Consider the following 16,451-nt stretch of genomic DNA (forward strand, 5'->3'; position numbering starts at 1 on the left):
CTATAGAGACAGACCCGTTTTTGATGCAAAGAAATGCTGATTTCTACTTATAGTCAGCAGCTAACTTCAATGCATTATAAGCATTTACAATTCCACCTGAGATACAAATATCAGCAAAAGGCACCGATTTCGGCGTTTCTCCTTCAGCACCTTCTATATCTACATTGTGATCAACTTTCACAACTGACTTCATAATGATATCCTTAACCTGTACAGCAGTCAGTTTAGGATAATATTCTCTGATTAATGAGGCAACCCCTGCAACTACAGGAGCAGCCATACTTGTACCGTTATAGGCTTCATATTTCGATCCCGGTACTGTAGAATAGATTTTCACACCAGGTGCAAATACATCAACAGTTGTTTTTCCATAGTTTGAAAAATCTGCCTTCAAAGTTTTATCATCCGCAGATCCCGAAGCACCTACAACAATATAAGCTTCTGCTGTTCCACCACCTTCATATCTGCGGTCCGGAAAGCTTTTCTCTACATCAAGATCTTTATTGTCATTACCTGCTGCCTGAATAATCAAAACGTCTTTAGACATCGCGTATTTAACAGCCTCATCTACGGCATTCTTATCCCATGAATAAGCTTTACCAAAACTCATATTCAAAACCCTTGCCCCATTAGAAACTGCGTAACGGATTGCATTGGCAACATCTTTATCGCGTTCATCACCATCTGGTACACTACGGACACCCATAATCTGAACATTATCTGCTACTCCTTTGATACCAATATTATTGGTACGGTTTGCAGCTATAATTCCAGAAACGTGTGTTCCGTGACTTGCATCAGGACCTGTAACGTCATTGTTTCCATAATTTCTTTGTTTGCTGTCGGCATAGTTATCTCCTACAAACTCAGCTCTGGGATCAAAGTCAAGGTTTAAATTATATGCCAGTTGATCCTGATAGTGTTCCAGGCCTTTCACGATCTGTGCTTTGTAGAAATCTTCATAAGTTGAATTCTGTAATTGAGAAACCATAATGTTTTTCAAACGGCCTTCCATATCAGATGAAGCTTTATAATTTTGGAAATCAGCCAAAGTTGGATTTTCTTTACCCATGCTTTTCACCATTGCATCCAGTGCAATTTTTAAACCCCCAATATTTGCAACAGCATTTTTAGCTTCATTGGTCTGTTTGTCGAAATCAGCTTGTTCTTTTTGATATTGTTCGAATGCTGGTTTGTCGGCAGGTTTAACCGTCCCGGCAGTTATACCTTCAAATCTAGCCTTGTCTCTGCGCAATACACGCGTAAGCTCCAGTGCTTCGTGGCTTACAGATCCTTTCGCTGAGCCAATAAAGTTCCAGCCATTTACATCATCTATATATCCGTTTTTATCGTCGTCTTTTCCATTACCAGCAACTTCTTTTTTATTTACCCAGATTACACTTAGTAAATCTTCATGTTTAATATCAACCCCACCATCCAGTACGCCTACAATCACTGGTGTAGATTTTTTACCTTTTAGTAATTCCAGGTATGCTTTTTCAGTGCTTACCCCAAATACAGAATCCTTCTTAAAATCAAGATTATGCCAATTATCTTTTTGAACCTGAGCAAAAGAGCTGAATCCTAACCCAGCTATAAGTGCGGCACTGAATATTCCGCGCAATACAACTTTATTTTTTAATGTGTTCATATGTGTTAATTAAATTATACTCTAAACGCTATTATTGGTATTTAGTTATGCTGCAGCTATCAAATTTGGTTAACTGCGGGCTTTTACCCTTATATTCAAAGGTAATGGTTTGCGCCTGATTATAAATCAAAAAGCCAGGAATTTCTCCTGGCTTTTTATTATAAACTTATAAGATTTTTATTTAACTTTTTATCCTTCAGAAAGGGTATAGTAGAAATCCCTGATTCTGGCAAAGGATGGATGCAGGGAAACTACCTCACCAAAAACCAATAAGGCAGGTGAAGAAATTTTATGATCTTCCACTAACTCAGCTATAGTTTCCACAACGCCTACAATTGTTTTCTCGTCATGCGCAGAGCCGTTTTCAATAACTGCAACAGGTAATCTATCTTTTCCTTCAGCCATAAAAATAGCAGCAATCTCCCTGATTCTTTCGATTCCCATTAAAACAACTACAGTTGCTTTGGATTGTGCTGCTCCTTTCAGATCTGAAGAAATTTCCCCTTTTGAATTGACTCCGGACAATACCCAGAAGCTTTCGCTCATATTCCCATATATCATTGGGATTTTATGCAAACCAGGAACACCAATCGCACTGGAGATACCCGGTACAATTTCAGTTTGAATACTATAAGATTCTGCGAAATTTATTTCTTCGAAACCTTTGGCGAATACAAAAGGATCACCGCTTTTAAGCCTTACCACATGGCCGTAATTCAAAGCGTAATCAATCATTAATTTATTCACAGCATCTTGTGAGAAGGATTCCCCATCAGATTGACTTCCTACAAATATTTTGATAGCGTGTTCCGGGGCATGATTCAGCAAAGCACCATTCACTAAGGCATCATACAAAACAACAGCTGCAGTGTTGAGCGCTTTTACTCCTTTTAAACTTATTAAATCAGGATCTCCGGGGCCGGCTCCTACTAAAGTGATACGGGGTTCCTGAATGCTGTTTTTTATTTTATTTAAAATCATAACCGGCTATTTTAAAGGTTTATATACTTGCTGATAAACAAATATAATAAAGTCTATTTAAATAGTCGTCTTTTTTTTATAATAAATTTAAAACATCATTTCCCCGTTGCTTTCACGCGCAATCACGTCTGCCACTGAGGTTTTTGAAAGCACTTCAAGGGTTGCATCTCTGACATCAATAAATGTCTTTCTGATCCCGCATGTTTTTTCATCGTGGCATTCATCACATTTACGATAAAACTTTAAACTTGCACAAGGAACCATAGCGATGGGCCCATCTGTTATCCTTAGAATATCCACCAGATATATATCCGCAGCATTCTTGTTCAGACTGTAGCCTCCACCTGCACCTTTTTTACTGTACAGATAACCTGCATTACGCAAGTCCAGTAATATCTGTTCCAGGAATTTTCTGGGTATCATCTCCTGTTCTGCTAATCTTACGATCTGCATTGGAGGATTCTCAACGTTCTTGCCTAAAGCCACCAGTGCTTTAATGGCATATTTTGTTTTCTTAGACAACATATTAGAAACAAAGTTAAGAAAAGATTTAGGTATTGATAAATGTCACGGATTTAATATAACGTTTCATCACGCAATACGTAGCGATAGTATAATTTACTGAGCTGGAAATACTGTTCCATCAGCAGCATGGCCACTGCGGGAAGAACTACCCATTCCAATATATCAGCTTTCCATAGCAGATAACTTAACAACAGAATTATCCGGATACATTCCAGTTCATAAATATATTTACGTTGTTCCATCAGGGCTCCACAGTTGATTAGTGTCAGCACGATGATTGTTGCAATGCATAGTTTATCGGCCTTTCCGAGCACAGGAAACCAGGCTGTAAATCCAGTAAGCAGCAAAATGGAGAAGATAACCTGGGCATTGAGGTAGTTTTTGATTTTAAACTGGGGGTTCTTCTTGCGACCCTGCGCTAAGAACCTTTTTTCCAGTGCAGGGCGAATATCCTGATCTAATATTGCAGGACTCCCGAAAATAATCCGGCATTTCTGTTTAAAGCCCTTAACCCGCCGGCACGCTTCTGTAAGCTCCAGGTAATAATGGAAATGCTGCCACAGGAAACTATAGCTTTTTAATGGATGAGTAAGCCCGTAATTTGGTTTTTCTTCTTCCAATTGAAAAGTACCAAAAAGCTTATCCCAAAAGGTAAATACATCTCCATAATTTTTATCCAGATATTTTTCATCGCTGGCATGATGGACACCATGCAGAGATGGGGTAATCAGGATATGCTCCAGCCAGCCTAACTTACCCACCAATTGCGTGTGTGTGAAGAAGGAATACGCACCATGAACCAGCAGAATAGTGAAAACCATGACCGGGTGAAAACCAATCAAGGGAAGAACCGCGTAAAAGATATTACGGATCAAGGCTTGTAGTGTTGTAATCCGCGCGGAGACAGTGAGGTTGAATTCCTCACTTTGATGGTGCACGATATGCGCTGCCCATAAAAAGTTAATCTCATGTCCAAGCCGGTGGTACCAATACCAAAGGAAATCGGTTGCCAGCATTAATATAATCCAGACCCACCAGCTATTGGGAATATGAATAATTGCATAATTGGTATATATCCAATCAAAAACCTGGTAGAAACCAGCAGTGACAAACAGGTTGATCAAGCGTTCTGCTATCCCAATACTTACATTAGCTACCGAGCTTTCATGTTTAAAATAGTGTTCTTTCTTTTTACGCTTTGCCAGTTTGTATTCCAGCAGCAGGAAAATAAAGAATACAGGTATAATGAAAGCAAGGTAGTTTAAAGGTAACTTCATAGGACATTCTTGATTTATAAATTCAAAAATACCTAATATAAATAAAGACTACTAATTTTATAGTCTTTATTTAATGAAGTCTTCGTAGAAATTATCGGGAGCCTGTTCATTGATGGACTCCTCATTTTTAATCGTAGCTATCAGCGCAACGAGTTTCTTTTCCAGTCTTTCATATTCTGCTCTGTGCTGTTCAGCTTTTTCAGCAGAAAGTCCATCACCTTCAATTGCTGTTGAGATTTTAGCCTGTAAGTAAGAATTATAGGTATCAGCGGTCTTTTCTGCCAATGAATTCAGCATTTCTTTATAGGTCATAGCGTTTATAATTAAGTTTCTATAGCTTAATAACGTTTGCCAAAAGGATTTGTTCTAATGAAATTGCTGTGTTATGGGGGCAGACTGTAGAGAATGTCTACACCGTTTTTTCAGGACAAAAACCTTAAATAACTAAACTAAAGCGTATTAACTATTTTCTGGCACGCTGGCACCATTATGATACATAGCTAAACAGAATTAGTTAATTAGAATTTTAAATTTAAATAAACAGAATATGAGAAGTTTCATTTTATCAGCAGCAGTTTTAGCAATCGCAGGAGTATCAACAGTTAAAGCAAATGAAATTAAAAACCCAATTGCAATTCAAGCAGATAGCGCAGCTTATTCAGTTAAATTAGATAGCACAGCTAACACATTCAAAGCAGACAGTGCAGCTTATACAGTTGCAGCAGATAGCGCAATAAATACAATGAAAACAGATAGTGCAGCTTATACAGCTAAACTAGACAGTACAGTTAAACAAGACAGTTCAGCTAAAGTTCCTGTAAAGGTTGAAGCATTACCTGATCCGGTAAAAGCTACTTTAAAAGCTGATGCTTATAAAGAGTGGACACCAACTACAGCTTTTTTAATTACCAATGCGGATAAATCAACTTATTATCAAGTAGATGTTAAAAAAGACGATAAAGTAGCCTTCTTGAAAGTAGGTGCTGACGGTGTGGTTCAACAATAATTGCTACACACAATAAAAATATAAATAATATAAAAGCCGGAAGTTCTCCGGCTTTTGTATTTTTGCCGTATATTCAAAAAGCGAAGCGGATACTTATGGCGAAAATCCTTATTATTGAAGATGATCTGACTTTCTCACAGTTGTTAGAAGGCTTTCTTAAAAAGCATGGTCATGAACCCTATGTTGTTCATGATGTCAAAAGTACTTTCAAGATCATTTCGCAACACAATTTCGAACTTTTCCTAATAGATTACCGCCTTCCTGATGGAACTGGACTTGATGTACTCGCACATTTGCGGGAAAACGGATTAAATTATCCGGTCGTGATCATGACCAGTTTTAATGATGTAAGAACTGCGGTAAAATCTATCCAGCTTGGAGCAATAGATTATATTACCAAACCTGTGAATCCTGATGAACTGCTGATGATTATCAGAGGCTCTCTGGAGAAAAAAGAAGAAAAAGGTCAGCCTGCTTCGGTTGAACATGAGGATTTCATCAAAGGAAAGAGTACAACAGCAGATAAGCTTTATGCACATATAGACCTGGTTGCACCAACAGATATGTCTGTAATTATCCAGGGAGAAAGTGGAACAGGTAAAGAATATGCCGCCCGTACTTTGCATACACAAAGCAAAAGAAACACCAAACCTTTTGTCGCAATTGACTGCGGGGCACTTTCCAAAGACCTGGCTGCAAGTGAGTTGTTCGGTCATGTTAAAGGTGCTTTTACAGGCGCCGTAAATGACAAAAAAGGACAATTTGAGGCTGCCGAAGGTGGTACTTTATTTTTGGATGAAGTAGGGAACCTGAGTTATGAAGTCCAGGTAAAACTATTAAGGGCTTTACAGGAAAGAGTGATCCAGCCATTGGGCAGTACTAAAAAGATCCCGGTTAACGTGCGTATCATCACTGCAACTAATGACGACCTGCTAAACAGCATACAAAACGGAGAATTCCGTGAAGATCTGTATCATCGTTTAAACGAGTTTAAAATTCTTTTACCCGCACTGCGTGACCGTGGGAAGGATCTGGAATTGTTTATTAACCACTTCATCAAACTTTCCAATACTGAACTGGACAGAAATGTACAACATCTATCCGGCCCGGTTAAAGATCTGCTTTTGCAATATGACTGGCCTGGAAACTTAAGAGAGTTGAAAAACGTGATTAAAAGGATGGTTTTATTGACCCCAACTGATACTGCTGGTATTGAATCGCTGCCCGACGAAATGATACTGGCCATCAAGCAGACCCCTAAACCAGGTGGTTCAGACCTGAAAGCGATCAATGAAAGCAATGAAAAAACACTGATTCTGGAAACATTGATTAAGGTTAAGTACAATAAATCAAAAGCAGCAAAACTTCTTAATATAGACAGAAAGACGCTTTACAGTAAAATGGAGCGCTACGAGATTGAATAAGCTCAGCTAATTTTCTGATCTACCAGTTGCATAAGTAAACTCAGTCTTTTAATTAAGCGTTCCAGCTTATCCTGAAGCTGCTGATTGATGTCCTGCACCTCAGAAAGTTCAATTTCCATAGTCCTGAATTCTGCTGCAAGCTGTCCTGATCCCATCTGTGCTGTCCTTCCGGCAATACGGTGAACAATCAATCTCGCTAAAGGCTGATCATTTGTCTGGATACTTTGCTGAAGTTCCACCATATCATGCTGGCAGTCTTCCTTAAACCTGTTCAGAATACTTAATAACAATTCCTGATCACCAAAAGTCATTTTTTCTACGACTGTTGTATCCAGTGCAATCCCGGCAAATTCGTCCATCGCTTGTTTTTGAGCTACCGATTTAACTTTTCGTTTTTGCTGAACTGCATTTTCTGGCAGCGTCGTTGTACTGAAAACATCGAGCAGATCACTTTCCCGGAATGGTTTCATAATCAACCCATCAAATCCCTGTTGTAATACTGATTCCAACTCCTCTGGTAAAACCTGGGCGGTCATTGCGTATATTTTAACGTCTGAGGGGATTCTCGCTCTCATCAAACCACAAAGCTCTGCCCCGGAGATTTCGGGCATACGCATGTCCATCAAGATATATTTAACTTCAGGATCCCAGGCTGCGGCAAGCATAGCTGCCGGTGTGTTAAAGCAGAAATGAGTAATATTCTTTTTAGTAAAAATGATCTGACAAAGGTCCAGGATCAGCTGATCATCATCTACCACCCATACTTTATCCTTCACATAAGTCTTTTCGCTGAGCTGTGGCACCTGGCTCTCTCCAACCGGCACAGCCGCAATTTTGAAAGTCAGATATACGGTAAAAATGCTCCCTTCACCAGGTTTACTTTTGACATAAATACGTCCGTCCTGGTTTTCTACCAGTGATTTAATAATTGTGAGCCCAAGGCCCGCACCTGCTTTATTGATCACTTCTTTATCGGGTGAATCAATTTGCTCAAATTCATTAAAAATGCGGTTGCTTTCTTCTTCAGTTAATCCAATCCCAGTATCCTTTACCATGAAAGTAAAATGCAGATTATCTGATTGCCGCTTATAAAAGACACTCAACAGCACTTCACCTGTTTGCGTAAACTTAATCGCATTACTTAACAGGTTATATAAAATCTGTTTTAGCCTGAAAGCATCTCCAATAACGAAATCAGTATCATGAAGCTCTATTTCTGTCCGCATTTTCAAGCTTTTCTGTTCAGCTTGCGGTTCCATGATCGTAACCACATCTTCTAAAAGCTCCCTGATATTAAAGGCTTTTTGCTGAAAGGTAAATTTCCCTGAGATAATCCGGTTATAATCTAAAATTTCATTTACAATCTGGAGCAAATGCTCAGAAGAATGGTAGATCGCATCAATATCCTTTTTTTTAGGGTGTTCTTGCTCTCTGATGATTTCAGCATAGCCAATAATAGATTGCAAAGGTGTTCTGATTTCGTGGCTCATATTGGAAAGAAAACGTTGTTTTGCCATTCCATGATATTCTGCTTCATCCCTTGCAGCTTCCAATTCTTTCCTGTAAAGATTACTTTTCGTGATATCTGTTAAAATCAGGTACAACAACACGACGGTTAATAAGAAAAACCCGATCATAATGAAGCTTATTCTCGTAATCCCAGTATTCACCACAGCTTTTGCTGCTATGCCATTTTGTTCTATCTGGGCAACCACCTCTGCTTCTACTTTTCTGAGAATATCGAGCATCTGACGGATCAGTGCATCGTTCGCATTGGCAAGAATAGCTTCTCTGTCTAAAAACCGGGCACTTTTCAATTGCTGTTCTTTCGCTATGGTACGCAATGATTTTTCCAGTCCCTTTGCGATTACAGTCTCCCCTGCCAGGGCAATCGTATCTCTTTTTATCTTTTCTTCATTGGTAACCTGGTAAGATTTATCTTCTTCTTCCTTCTTTTTATTAAACAGCCGGTTGAAAAATCCTTTGCGTTGTTTGGATTCATCGATTGGTAATATGGTCACTGTAGAAGTCTTTTTTTCTGTGGTTACGATGGTACTGTCTTGTTGTTGCTGCCCCTTATTTACTAATTCGTTCAACTTCTGGACTTCCTGAGTAAATGATTTATTATTCACCAGCCCCTCTCTGACCTTAAGATAGCTGATAAACTGTTTATCCCTTTGCACCAACAGTTTTTCTATAGATTTAATCCTGCTCAGCTGAACAGAATCGGAGGCATACATGCCTCCTAAAGTATCCAGCATGAGCCTGAGCTGTCCGGATTGTTTAAAGAAATTGCTATAGTTACCCGGTGAATTAAAGGCAAGGTTTTTTTGCTGCTGATCCAGACTGGCTATTTTCCGGGAAACCATATTGACCAGGCGTAATTTAACGTTTGGTGTTGAAATGGTATCCACTGTACCCAGCATCTCATCGAAGGCAATTTTACTAACTCCCCAGGCTAAAAAAAGGGCAAAGAAGGCCAGGGTGAAACCTATTATAATTTTGCCTTTGGCATCGCTTAAAAAACTTTTCCGGGAAACATCTATCATTCGCTGGTTTTGATAATATCCAGTAAAGATAACAATGATCAAAAGAATTTGTTACACGATAGTCCTGAAGGTTAGGTTTATTCTTGGCCTGGTAACTTTGGTGGTCTTTGGTAAACGGTGCAGCCAATGCGTTTGCGTAGTTCCTTTCATGACCAGTAAACTCCCATTTTCCAGCAGCAATGAAACCACTTGTTTCGTGTCTTTATGCTTGAAGGCGAATTTACGCTCCGCACCAAAACTTAAGGAAGCAATCGTCGTATTCCTGCCCAGCGATTTTTCATCATCACTATGCCATGCCATCCCTTCATCGCCATCATGGTATAAATTAAGCAGGCAAGAATTAAACCGGGCGCCTGTTTGCTGTTCTACCAAATTCTTTAAAGCCAGCAGGTCTGCAGTCCATAACAACGCGTGTTTAGTTGTATTGGAATAAGTGTAAGCATATTCAGCATCTCCATACCAGGCAACTTTCCTTTTCGTGATGATCTGTTTGCCAAAAATGACTGCTTCATCATTTTTCCAGATAACTTCGTTCATTAACCGTTCCAGATAATAATTGAGCTTATCAGCAGGTATTAATTGACCATAATAAATCACTTCGCCATCATAAGGCAACAAATTAACTAACGCTCCGGTACTAAATAAATCCATTTCTTGTATAAGTTTCTTTTGCAATTTCCGCATGGGCGGAATCCGTTTGCTATAGCCTGCTGTTCATCTGTAAAAAACACCCTGTTCTCTGCTTTCATTCGCTTTCCGCTTTTACAACTCAACAGCCCATAGATCTTCAGTTTCTTATTTCCACCTAAGGTAATTTCACCTTTTCTGATCAGCATTATTAGCCGGGCAGCACTAATTTCTGTATGATTCAGCAAATTTACAGGATTCATCAGATTTAAGTTAATGCATCGTGAAATATGATCCCAATAGCATAACGTTCTCCACTTTGTACTTCACTGACCCCATGTTTCATCTTTATCTGATAATATCCTCTGCTACCTTTTGCAGGTCTGAAATTGGTGGTGAACAACAACATATCACCCTTGCGGGGCTTTAACACAATAGCTTTGGACTGTGCTCTGGGATTTTGCTGGGTCAGCACAAACTCACCGCCTTCATAATCAGTTCCTGGTTCATTTAAGAACAGCACCAGTTGTATCGGAAAATAAAGATCTCCGTAAAGATCCTGATGCAGCGTGTTATATCCTCCCTGCCCATATTTCAAAATAAGTACAGTCGCTTTGTTTTGCTGCTGCGCCTTACAATTGGTTAAAAATTCTTCATGAAGCATTGGATATTGATTATCCAGGCGAAGAACTTTCATCCAGGTATTCGCAATCGGAGCAAGATGGGGATAAACTGATGTTCTGATAGACTGAATCAAGGCCGGCAGCGGATAATTGAAATATTTATACTCTCCTGCACCAAAACGGTATCGCTCCATAATCACAGTTTTCCGGTAAGCGTCCGGATGATGATAATTACTGATCAATCCGGCACAATCTTCTGCCGATAATATATTTTTAAGCACAGCATAGCCCCGATCGTGCATGTTTTCTGTGAGCTGCTGCCAGTCTGCAGCTTCTATTTTTTCCTGAATTGTATCCATCCTATGCTTCGCTAGCTGTCTTTGCCGCTTCCCATCCAATTATAGCTGTTTTACGCGTACTTCCCCAATGATACTGACCAAGTGAGCCTGTGGCTTGAATAATCCGGTGACAGGGGATTATAAACGCTACAGGATTAGCACCTATTGCTGTACCTACTGCTCTGGAGGCTGAGGGCATTCCTATTTCTTTGGCAATAGCGCCATATGTTGTCAGCTGTCCAGTCGGAATTTTCAATAAAGTTTCCCACACTTTCAATTGAAAATCTGTTCCCTTTAAATGTAACTTGATCTCACTGATGCGATCCCAGTCGTGCGTAAAGATATAAAGTGCATGTTGTTGAGCGGCATCAGCAAACTGCCGGTAAATAGCTTTGGGGAATTTAATTTTCAAGTTTTCCAATGCTTCTTCTGCATGCTCAGTAAAGGCAATATGACAGATCCCTTTAGCCGTAGAGGCTACCAGAATATTACCAAAAGGCGTTTCAGCAAAACTATAATTGATCGCCAGGTTTTCCCCGCCGTTTTTATATTCACCAGGGGTCATCCCTTCGATATTGACAAACAGATCATGCAACCTGCTTGTTCCGGAAAGCCCCGTTTCAAATGCAGTTTCAAAGAGTGTCGCCTGATTTTCTTTCAATAGCTTCTTTGCATGTTCAACGGTTAGATATTGCAGAAATTTCTTCGGACTTACCCCTGCCCACTCTGTAAATAATCTTTGAAAGTGAAAGGGGCTGAGATTGATTTTTCCGGCAACTTCTTCCAGACTGGGCTGAGTTTTAAAGTTGCCATTAAGATAACTGATTGCCTGGGCAATACGGCTATAATTAGTTTCTTCCTGTGCTTTCATTTTTTTCGTATAATTTATCTGACCATACAAAAGTAAAGACAACAACAAGCTTTAACCACCCGAAACTTGCTCTGTTTCAATAATTACTTGCTTCCTGTAACTTCATTAAGTTCTTTCATGTACAGGTAGTAAGCTGAAATATAAGTCAGTTCATGATGGGCAGGTTTAGCAATAAACTGCTTGAAATCATCAATATCATTTTGGGTAAAACCCATTTTCACAAAAAACGGCTGAGCAAGATCCCACTCCTCCAGATTCACTTTTCTATTTTCCAGGCTCTTGTAAAGCTTTAAGGACGCTACAAATTGAAGGTAGTCTTGTGTATCCTTAAACTTATCCATAAATCCGATCATCGTGCGGTAAGTAGCAGGCTGTCCTTCATCCATCGCGGTCCGCAAAAACGCGGAAAGTACCGAACCTTTTAGCAGTAAACTATCCACATTCCCGTAGTTTCCGCAATGTTTCAGGATTTCGAGATCTCTTAAAAAGAGGGAGTCATTTTGCAATGTTTGATGCTTCGCAAAATAAGGCTCCTGATCAAGCACCTGGGTACAATCAATTCCTTTCTGCGCGAATGACACTAAATTTACTCCGAAAAGTAAGCTAACCAATAGGGTATAAAAAATATATTTCTTCATAAAAAAACAGGCCTGCAAAGCACACAAGGTAATAAAATCCTGCTATCAACCTGAATTGTTTTCCTGTATTTAAAACAGCGGGTTCTTCACAACCCTAAATAATGAATGAATTGAATAAGAATTCGAAGACTCCGCTTTTCTTCCGTAAAAAGACCGTTTAGCAGCCTGACAGGTCGCTTTCAACTCATTAAATTAAGGCCGTCTGGCTTTCCATTATTTATCCCCGCAATGTTTTTAACTTCTTATTATTTAATTTCGATTCAGCGTTTGACCAAAGAGGCGTACCCTGAAAAGCCTTCAATGAGTAAGGAACTATTCGTAACAAGCTATTATTATGAAAAAATTAGAGTTAAAAAATCTTGGTGTTCAGGAAATGAACACAACGGAAATGCTGAATACCGAAGGCGGAAGTCTGCTGAGTTTCCTTGACGGCTTAATGGGAGGGGTAAATACCTTGCTAAGTAATGTGGTGAATACTTTAAATAAAATATTATCTCCACTGATCAATATTGGCATCGGTCCTCTTTAAAAGATTAGAATTTAAAATTCTTACTGATAACCGTTATGCCCTATTGAAGCATAACGGTTATTTTATATGCTGCCCATATGTCCCTGTCTAACTACACTATTGAAACCATATCGAGTAATTCTATCGTTTACCGGTCAAAGATTGGTAAGCCAAGCCAATTTATCTATATCGCTACCGTACTGGCCATCTTAGCTGCTTTTGTCGCATTACCCTTTATTAAAACTCCTATCAGTGTAAAAAGCAGTGGTCTTTTACAATCTTCAATGGAAAAAACAGAGCTTACTGTTCCCGTAAATGGCAGAATTATTCAGCTCGGATTAAAAGATAATAAGAAGGTAAAACAAGGCGATATTTTATTAGTCATAGATGCGTCTGCACCAAAAAAACAAGATGCACTTGTACAAACACGCCAGGGACAGATCAGTGAATTTTTACAAGACCTGAACAAATTATTAGTTTACATCCAATGGAATGGATATAGTTATCCGAATCCAAAAACCGGCCAGTATACCGCAGCCTGGCAAGAATTTGCACAGGAATCTGAAAATGCCAGGATTGCTAAAGAACAGACAGAAACCACCTTCAACAGGTATAATAAATTGTACCAAAGTAAGGTGGTGACTGAATCTGAATATGAAAAATACAAGTTTGAAAAAGAACAAGCCGCCTCTGCCTATCTGATGGTGACTACCAAATATAAAACCAGGTGGCAAACAGAAGCCAATCAATTCAAAAATGAACTGCGACAGCTTTCCAGCCAGCAAGTAGACCTGAACGAACAGAAAAAACAGTATACTTTAAGAGCCCCGATCAGTGGCTCTGTCCAGAATCTCTCTGGTATCCAGGAAGGAGCTTATGTATTTGCGAATCAAAAGATCGGCGAAATATCCCCCGACACCAATATTACTGCATTCTGCTATATCAAACCAGCTGATATCGGGCTGATCAGAAAAGGACAGGAAGTCAGGTTTCAGGTAGATGCCTTTAATTATAATCAATGGGGATTAGCAACCGGACAAGTACTCGATATATCAGATGATATTATCATTATCAACAACAATCAACCTGTATTTAAAGTCAGATGTAACCTGACTAAAAATTATTTAGTGTTGAAGAACGGCTATAAAGGATTTTTAAAAAAGGGAATGAACTTCACTGCACGTTTTACTGTAACCGAGCGCAGCTTATATCAGTTACTATACGACAAAGTTGATGACTGGGTAAATCCAAATGTAAGCGACAAAATATGAGTACCAAAGTAAAACAAAGAGATATTACCGACTGCGGTGCAGCATGTTTAGCGTCAATTGCCTCTCATTTTAAGCTGGATCTTTCTGTTGCCCGCATCAGGCAGCTGGCTGGTACAGACAAAAAAGGGACGACAGTTCTGGGACTGGTAGAAGCTGGGCGGAAATTAGGTTTTGAGGCCGCCGGTGTAAAAGGCCCCTTCGAGAGTCTGTTTAAAATTCCTAAACCTGCCGTTGCACATTTAATTGTAGATCAGATTTTACAACACTACGTGGTGATCTATAAGGTGACCAGTAAGTTCATTGAGGTGATGGATCCCGCCGATGGACAAATGCATCGTAAATCCCATGAAGAATTTAAAAAGGAATGGACGGGGGCGCTTGTTTTATTATTACCTGCAGAAGAATTTCAGACTGGGAATGAAAAAATATCCATACAAAGCCGTTTCTGGAGTTTGATTAAACCACATCAAAGTATCCTGGTTCAGGCACTACTAGGTGCTATTGTGTATACGATATTAGGTCTGTCTACTTCCATTTTTGTACAGAAATTAATAGATTTTGTATTGGTAGACGGTAACCGGAACCTGCTCAACCTGATGAGCATAGCGATGGTAATTATTCTGGCTGTTCAGCTTTTCATTGGTACTGCCAAAACGATATTTACCTTAAAAACGGGTCAAATGATCGATAGCCAGTTGATCTTAGGCTACTACAAACACCTATTGAAGTTACCACAAACGTTTTTTGATACGATGCGTGTTGGGGAAATCATCTCAAGGATCAATGATGCTGTAAAAATCAGGACCTTTTTAAACGATGTTAGCATTAACTTTCTGGTGAATATCTTCATCGTTTTCTTCTCATTTATCATGATGTTCACCTATTACTGGAAGCTGGCACTGATCATGCTGACAGTCATCCCTTTATATCTCATTATTTATTTCATTACCGATAAATTAAATAAGAAAGTACAAAGGAAACTCATGGAAGATTCTGCAGAATTGGAATCACAATTGGTAGAAAGCTTAAATTCAGTGGGCACCATCAAACGTTTCGGATTGGAATCCCATGCCAATGAAAAAACAGAAATCCGCTTTATTAACCTTTTGCAGACGGGTTTTAAATCCAACATCAACTCTGTATTTTCAGGAACTTCAACCGAATTGATATCCAGAATTTTAACGATAGTTTTACTTTGGGTAGGCGCTGGATATGTACTGGACGGTAATATCACCCCTGGTGAATTGTTATCCTTTTATACACTTATCGGTTATTTTACCGGTCCGGTTACCTCACTGATCGGCATGAATAAAACGGTACAGGATGCTGTTATTGCAGCAGACAGATTGTTTGAAATTATGGATCTGGAACGTGAAAGTGATGAAAACCAAATTGACCTTACCCCCGATAAGATCGGTGACATCCACTTTGAAAAGGTATCTTTCCGTTATGGAACCAGACTCAACGTTTTTGAAAACCTGAACCTGATGATCCCCAAAGGTAAATTTACTGCCATTGTGGGCGAAAGTGGTTCAGGAAAGTCGACTTTAATGTCCATTCTGCAAAATATTTATCCCATACAGGAAGGGAACGTGCGCATAGGCAGTTATGATTTAAAGTATATCCGCAATTCTTCTTTGCGCCGTGCAGTAGCAGTTGTACCACAGAAAATTGACTTATTTGCTGGCAATGTCATTGACAATATAGCGGTAGGTGATTATGAACCTGACATGCAAAAAATCATTGAAATAGCTACACAGCTTGGGATTATTGATTTCATAGAAACCTTACCCAGGGGATTTCAAACTTACCTTGGAGAAAATGGCACCACGCTCTCTGGTGGACAGCGACAACGCATTGCGATTGCCAGAGCCTTATACCGGAATCCGGAAATTCTTATTCTGGATGAAGCTACTTCTTCACTCGACTCTGCTTCAGAAAAGTATGTTCAGAAAATGATTGAACTCTTAAAAGCAAATCAAAAGACAGTTATTGTGATCGCACATCGCTTAAGCACATTAAATCATGCAGATAAAATCATTGTATTGGATAAAGGAGTCGTTGTTGAACAAGGCACACACCATGAACTGATCTATAGCAAGGAGTCTGCTTATGCTAATTTATGGAAACTTCAATTACCACAGCTATAATTCAATTTTCGA

At 39.3% G+C, this 16,451-nt stretch carries 16 protein-coding genes; 5 read left to right on the top strand and 11 right to left on the bottom strand.

Features of this window, described 5'->3' with window-relative positions; translation table 11 throughout:
• Positions 1 to 43: 43 nt before the first annotated feature.
• The 5 genes from ABIB30_RS19015 to ABIB30_RS19035 form a co-directional block, all read right to left on the bottom strand.
• Positions 44 to 1,651: a S8 family peptidase gene (locus tag ABIB30_RS19015; protein ID WP_354304636.1), complete on the bottom strand. Its 1,608-nt coding sequence runs from the start codon at positions 1,649 to 1,651 to the stop codon at positions 44 to 46.
• Positions 1,652 to 1,840: 189 nt separating this feature from the next.
• Positions 1,841 to 2,632 carry a uroporphyrinogen-III C-methyltransferase gene (gene cobA, locus ABIB30_RS19020; RefSeq protein WP_354304637.1) on the bottom strand — a complete coding sequence of 264 codons (792 nt, stop codon included), beginning with the start codon at positions 2,630 to 2,632 and terminating at the stop codon, positions 1,841 to 1,843.
• 87 nt (positions 2,633 to 2,719) lie between these two features.
• Positions 2,720 to 3,157 carry an RrF2 family transcriptional regulator gene (locus ABIB30_RS19025; protein ID WP_111632967.1) on the bottom strand — a complete coding sequence of 146 codons (438 nt, stop codon included), beginning with the start codon at positions 3,155 to 3,157 and terminating at the stop codon, positions 2,720 to 2,722.
• A 50-nt stretch (positions 3,158 to 3,207) separates the two neighbouring features.
• Complete coding sequence (locus ABIB30_RS19030) at positions 3,208 to 4,434, bottom strand: sterol desaturase family protein (RefSeq protein WP_354304638.1); 1,227 nt, start codon at positions 4,432 to 4,434, stop codon at positions 3,208 to 3,210.
• A gap of 66 nt (positions 4,435 to 4,500) precedes the next feature.
• Complete coding sequence (locus ABIB30_RS19035) at positions 4,501 to 4,746, bottom strand: hypothetical protein (protein ID WP_354304639.1); 246 nt, start codon at positions 4,744 to 4,746, stop codon at positions 4,501 to 4,503.
• 235 nt (positions 4,747 to 4,981) lie between these two features.
• On the opposite strand from ABIB30_RS19035, the gene ABIB30_RS19040 reads away from it, so the two are divergent.
• Together ABIB30_RS19040 and ABIB30_RS19045 are read left to right on the top strand one after the other, a co-directional pair.
• Positions 4,982 to 5,440 carry a hypothetical protein gene (locus ABIB30_RS19040; RefSeq protein WP_354304640.1) on the top strand — a complete coding sequence of 153 codons (459 nt, stop codon included), beginning with the start codon at positions 4,982 to 4,984 and terminating at the stop codon, positions 5,438 to 5,440.
• Between the two features lie 95 nt (positions 5,441 to 5,535).
• Positions 5,536 to 6,864, top strand: a complete 1,329-nt coding sequence (locus ABIB30_RS19045; RefSeq protein ID WP_354304641.1) for a sigma-54-dependent transcriptional regulator — start codon at positions 5,536 to 5,538, stop codon at positions 6,862 to 6,864.
• A 2-nt stretch (positions 6,865 to 6,866) separates the two neighbouring features.
• Here ABIB30_RS19045 and ABIB30_RS19050 read toward each other — a convergent pair whose 3' ends face one another.
• The 6 genes from ABIB30_RS19050 to ABIB30_RS19075 all read right to left on the bottom strand — a co-directional run bounded on the left by ABIB30_RS19050 (position 6,867) and on the right by ABIB30_RS19075 (position 12,510).
• On the bottom strand, positions 6,867 to 9,413 hold the full coding sequence (locus ABIB30_RS19050) for a hybrid sensor histidine kinase/response regulator (RefSeq protein ID WP_354304642.1): 2,547 nt from the start codon (positions 9,411 to 9,413) through the stop codon (positions 6,867 to 6,869).
• 51 nt (positions 9,414 to 9,464) lie between these two features.
• Positions 9,465 to 10,064, bottom strand: coding sequence for an alpha-ketoglutarate-dependent dioxygenase AlkB family protein (locus ABIB30_RS19055; RefSeq protein WP_354304643.1), 600 nt, complete (start codon positions 10,062 to 10,064; stop codon positions 9,465 to 9,467).
• Positions 10,037 to 10,303 carry an Ada metal-binding domain-containing protein gene (locus ABIB30_RS19060; protein WP_354304644.1) on the bottom strand — a complete coding sequence of 89 codons (267 nt, stop codon included), beginning with the start codon at positions 10,301 to 10,303 and terminating at the stop codon, positions 10,037 to 10,039. The genes ABIB30_RS19055 and ABIB30_RS19060 overlap by 28 nt, the downstream gene beginning before the upstream one ends.
• Before the next feature lie 5 nt (positions 10,304 to 10,308).
• Positions 10,309 to 11,022 (bottom strand): 2OG-Fe(II) oxygenase, encoded by a 714-nt coding sequence (locus ABIB30_RS19065; RefSeq protein WP_354304645.1) that lies wholly within the window; start codon positions 11,020 to 11,022, stop codon positions 10,309 to 10,311.
• Between the two features lies 1 nt (position 11,023).
• Positions 11,024 to 11,872: a bifunctional helix-turn-helix domain-containing protein/methylated-DNA--[protein]-cysteine S-methyltransferase gene (locus tag ABIB30_RS19070; RefSeq protein ID WP_354304646.1), complete on the bottom strand. Its 849-nt coding sequence runs from the start codon at positions 11,870 to 11,872 to the stop codon at positions 11,024 to 11,026.
• Between the two features lie 83 nt (positions 11,873 to 11,955).
• Positions 11,956 to 12,510 carry a hypothetical protein gene (locus tag ABIB30_RS19075; protein WP_354304647.1) on the bottom strand — a complete coding sequence of 185 codons (555 nt, stop codon included), beginning with the start codon at positions 12,508 to 12,510 and terminating at the stop codon, positions 11,956 to 11,958.
• Positions 12,511 to 12,844: 334 nt separating this feature from the next.
• On the opposite strand from ABIB30_RS19075, the gene ABIB30_RS19080 reads away from it, so the two are divergent.
• From ABIB30_RS19080 to ABIB30_RS19090, 3 genes are all read left to right on the top strand, one after another.
• Entirely contained in the window at positions 12,845 to 13,039 is a 195-nt protein-coding gene (locus ABIB30_RS19080) for a hypothetical protein (RefSeq protein WP_354304648.1), read from the top strand.
• A gap of 77 nt (positions 13,040 to 13,116) precedes the next feature.
• Positions 13,117 to 14,289 carry an HlyD family secretion protein gene (locus ABIB30_RS19085; protein WP_354304649.1) on the top strand — a complete coding sequence of 391 codons (1,173 nt, stop codon included), beginning with the start codon at positions 13,117 to 13,119 and terminating at the stop codon, positions 14,287 to 14,289.
• Positions 14,286 to 16,439: a peptidase domain-containing ABC transporter gene (locus ABIB30_RS19090; protein ID WP_354304650.1), complete on the top strand. Its 2,154-nt coding sequence runs from the start codon at positions 14,286 to 14,288 to the stop codon at positions 16,437 to 16,439. Before ABIB30_RS19085 ends, ABIB30_RS19090 begins: the two co-directional genes overlap by 4 nt.
• Positions 16,440 to 16,451 lie beyond the last annotated feature (12 nt).

This window comes from Pedobacter sp. UYP1 (genome assembly GCF_040547305.1).
Taxonomy (GTDB): domain Bacteria; phylum Bacteroidota; class Bacteroidia; order Sphingobacteriales; family Sphingobacteriaceae; genus Pedobacter.

Coding starts and splice junctions, on each gene's coding strand:
- ABIB30_RS19015 (WP_354304636.1), bottom strand. CDS start 1,651: ATGAACACATTAAAAAATAAAGTTGTATTGCGCGGAATATTCAGTGCC.
- cobA (WP_354304637.1), bottom strand. CDS start 2,632: ATGATTTTAAATAAAATAAAAAACAGCATTCAGGAACCCCGTATCACT.
- ABIB30_RS19025 (WP_111632967.1), bottom strand. CDS start 3,157: ATGTTGTCTAAGAAAACAAAATATGCCATTAAAGCACTGGTGGCTTTA.
- ABIB30_RS19030 (WP_354304638.1), bottom strand. CDS start 4,434: ATGAAGTTACCTTTAAACTACCTTGCTTTCATTATACCTGTATTCTTT.
- ABIB30_RS19035 (WP_354304639.1), bottom strand. CDS start 4,746: ATGACCTATAAAGAAATGCTGAATTCATTGGCAGAAAAGACCGCTGAT.
- ABIB30_RS19040 (WP_354304640.1), top strand. CDS start 4,982: ATGAGAAGTTTCATTTTATCAGCAGCAGTTTTAGCAATCGCAGGAGTA.
- ABIB30_RS19045 (WP_354304641.1), top strand. CDS start 5,536: ATGGCGAAAATCCTTATTATTGAAGATGATCTGACTTTCTCACAGTTG.
- ABIB30_RS19050 (WP_354304642.1), bottom strand. CDS start 9,413: ATGATAGATGTTTCCCGGAAAAGTTTTTTAAGCGATGCCAAAGGCAAA.
- ABIB30_RS19055 (WP_354304643.1), bottom strand. CDS start 10,064: ATGGATTTATTTAGTACCGGAGCGTTAGTTAATTTGTTGCCTTATGAT.
- ABIB30_RS19060 (WP_354304644.1), bottom strand. CDS start 10,303: ATGAATCCTGTAAATTTGCTGAATCATACAGAAATTAGTGCTGCCCGG.
- ABIB30_RS19065 (WP_354304645.1), bottom strand. CDS start 11,022: ATGGATACAATTCAGGAAAAAATAGAAGCTGCAGACTGGCAGCAGCTC.
- ABIB30_RS19070 (WP_354304646.1), bottom strand. CDS start 11,872: ATGAAAGCACAGGAAGAAACTAATTATAGCCGTATTGCCCAGGCAATC.
- ABIB30_RS19075 (WP_354304647.1), bottom strand. CDS start 12,510: ATGAAGAAATATATTTTTTATACCCTATTGGTTAGCTTACTTTTCGGA.
- ABIB30_RS19080 (WP_354304648.1), top strand. CDS start 12,845: ATGAAAAAATTAGAGTTAAAAAATCTTGGTGTTCAGGAAATGAACACA.
- ABIB30_RS19085 (WP_354304649.1), top strand. CDS start 13,117: ATGTCCCTGTCTAACTACACTATTGAAACCATATCGAGTAATTCTATC.
- ABIB30_RS19090 (WP_354304650.1), top strand. CDS start 14,286: ATGAGTACCAAAGTAAAACAAAGAGATATTACCGACTGCGGTGCAGCA.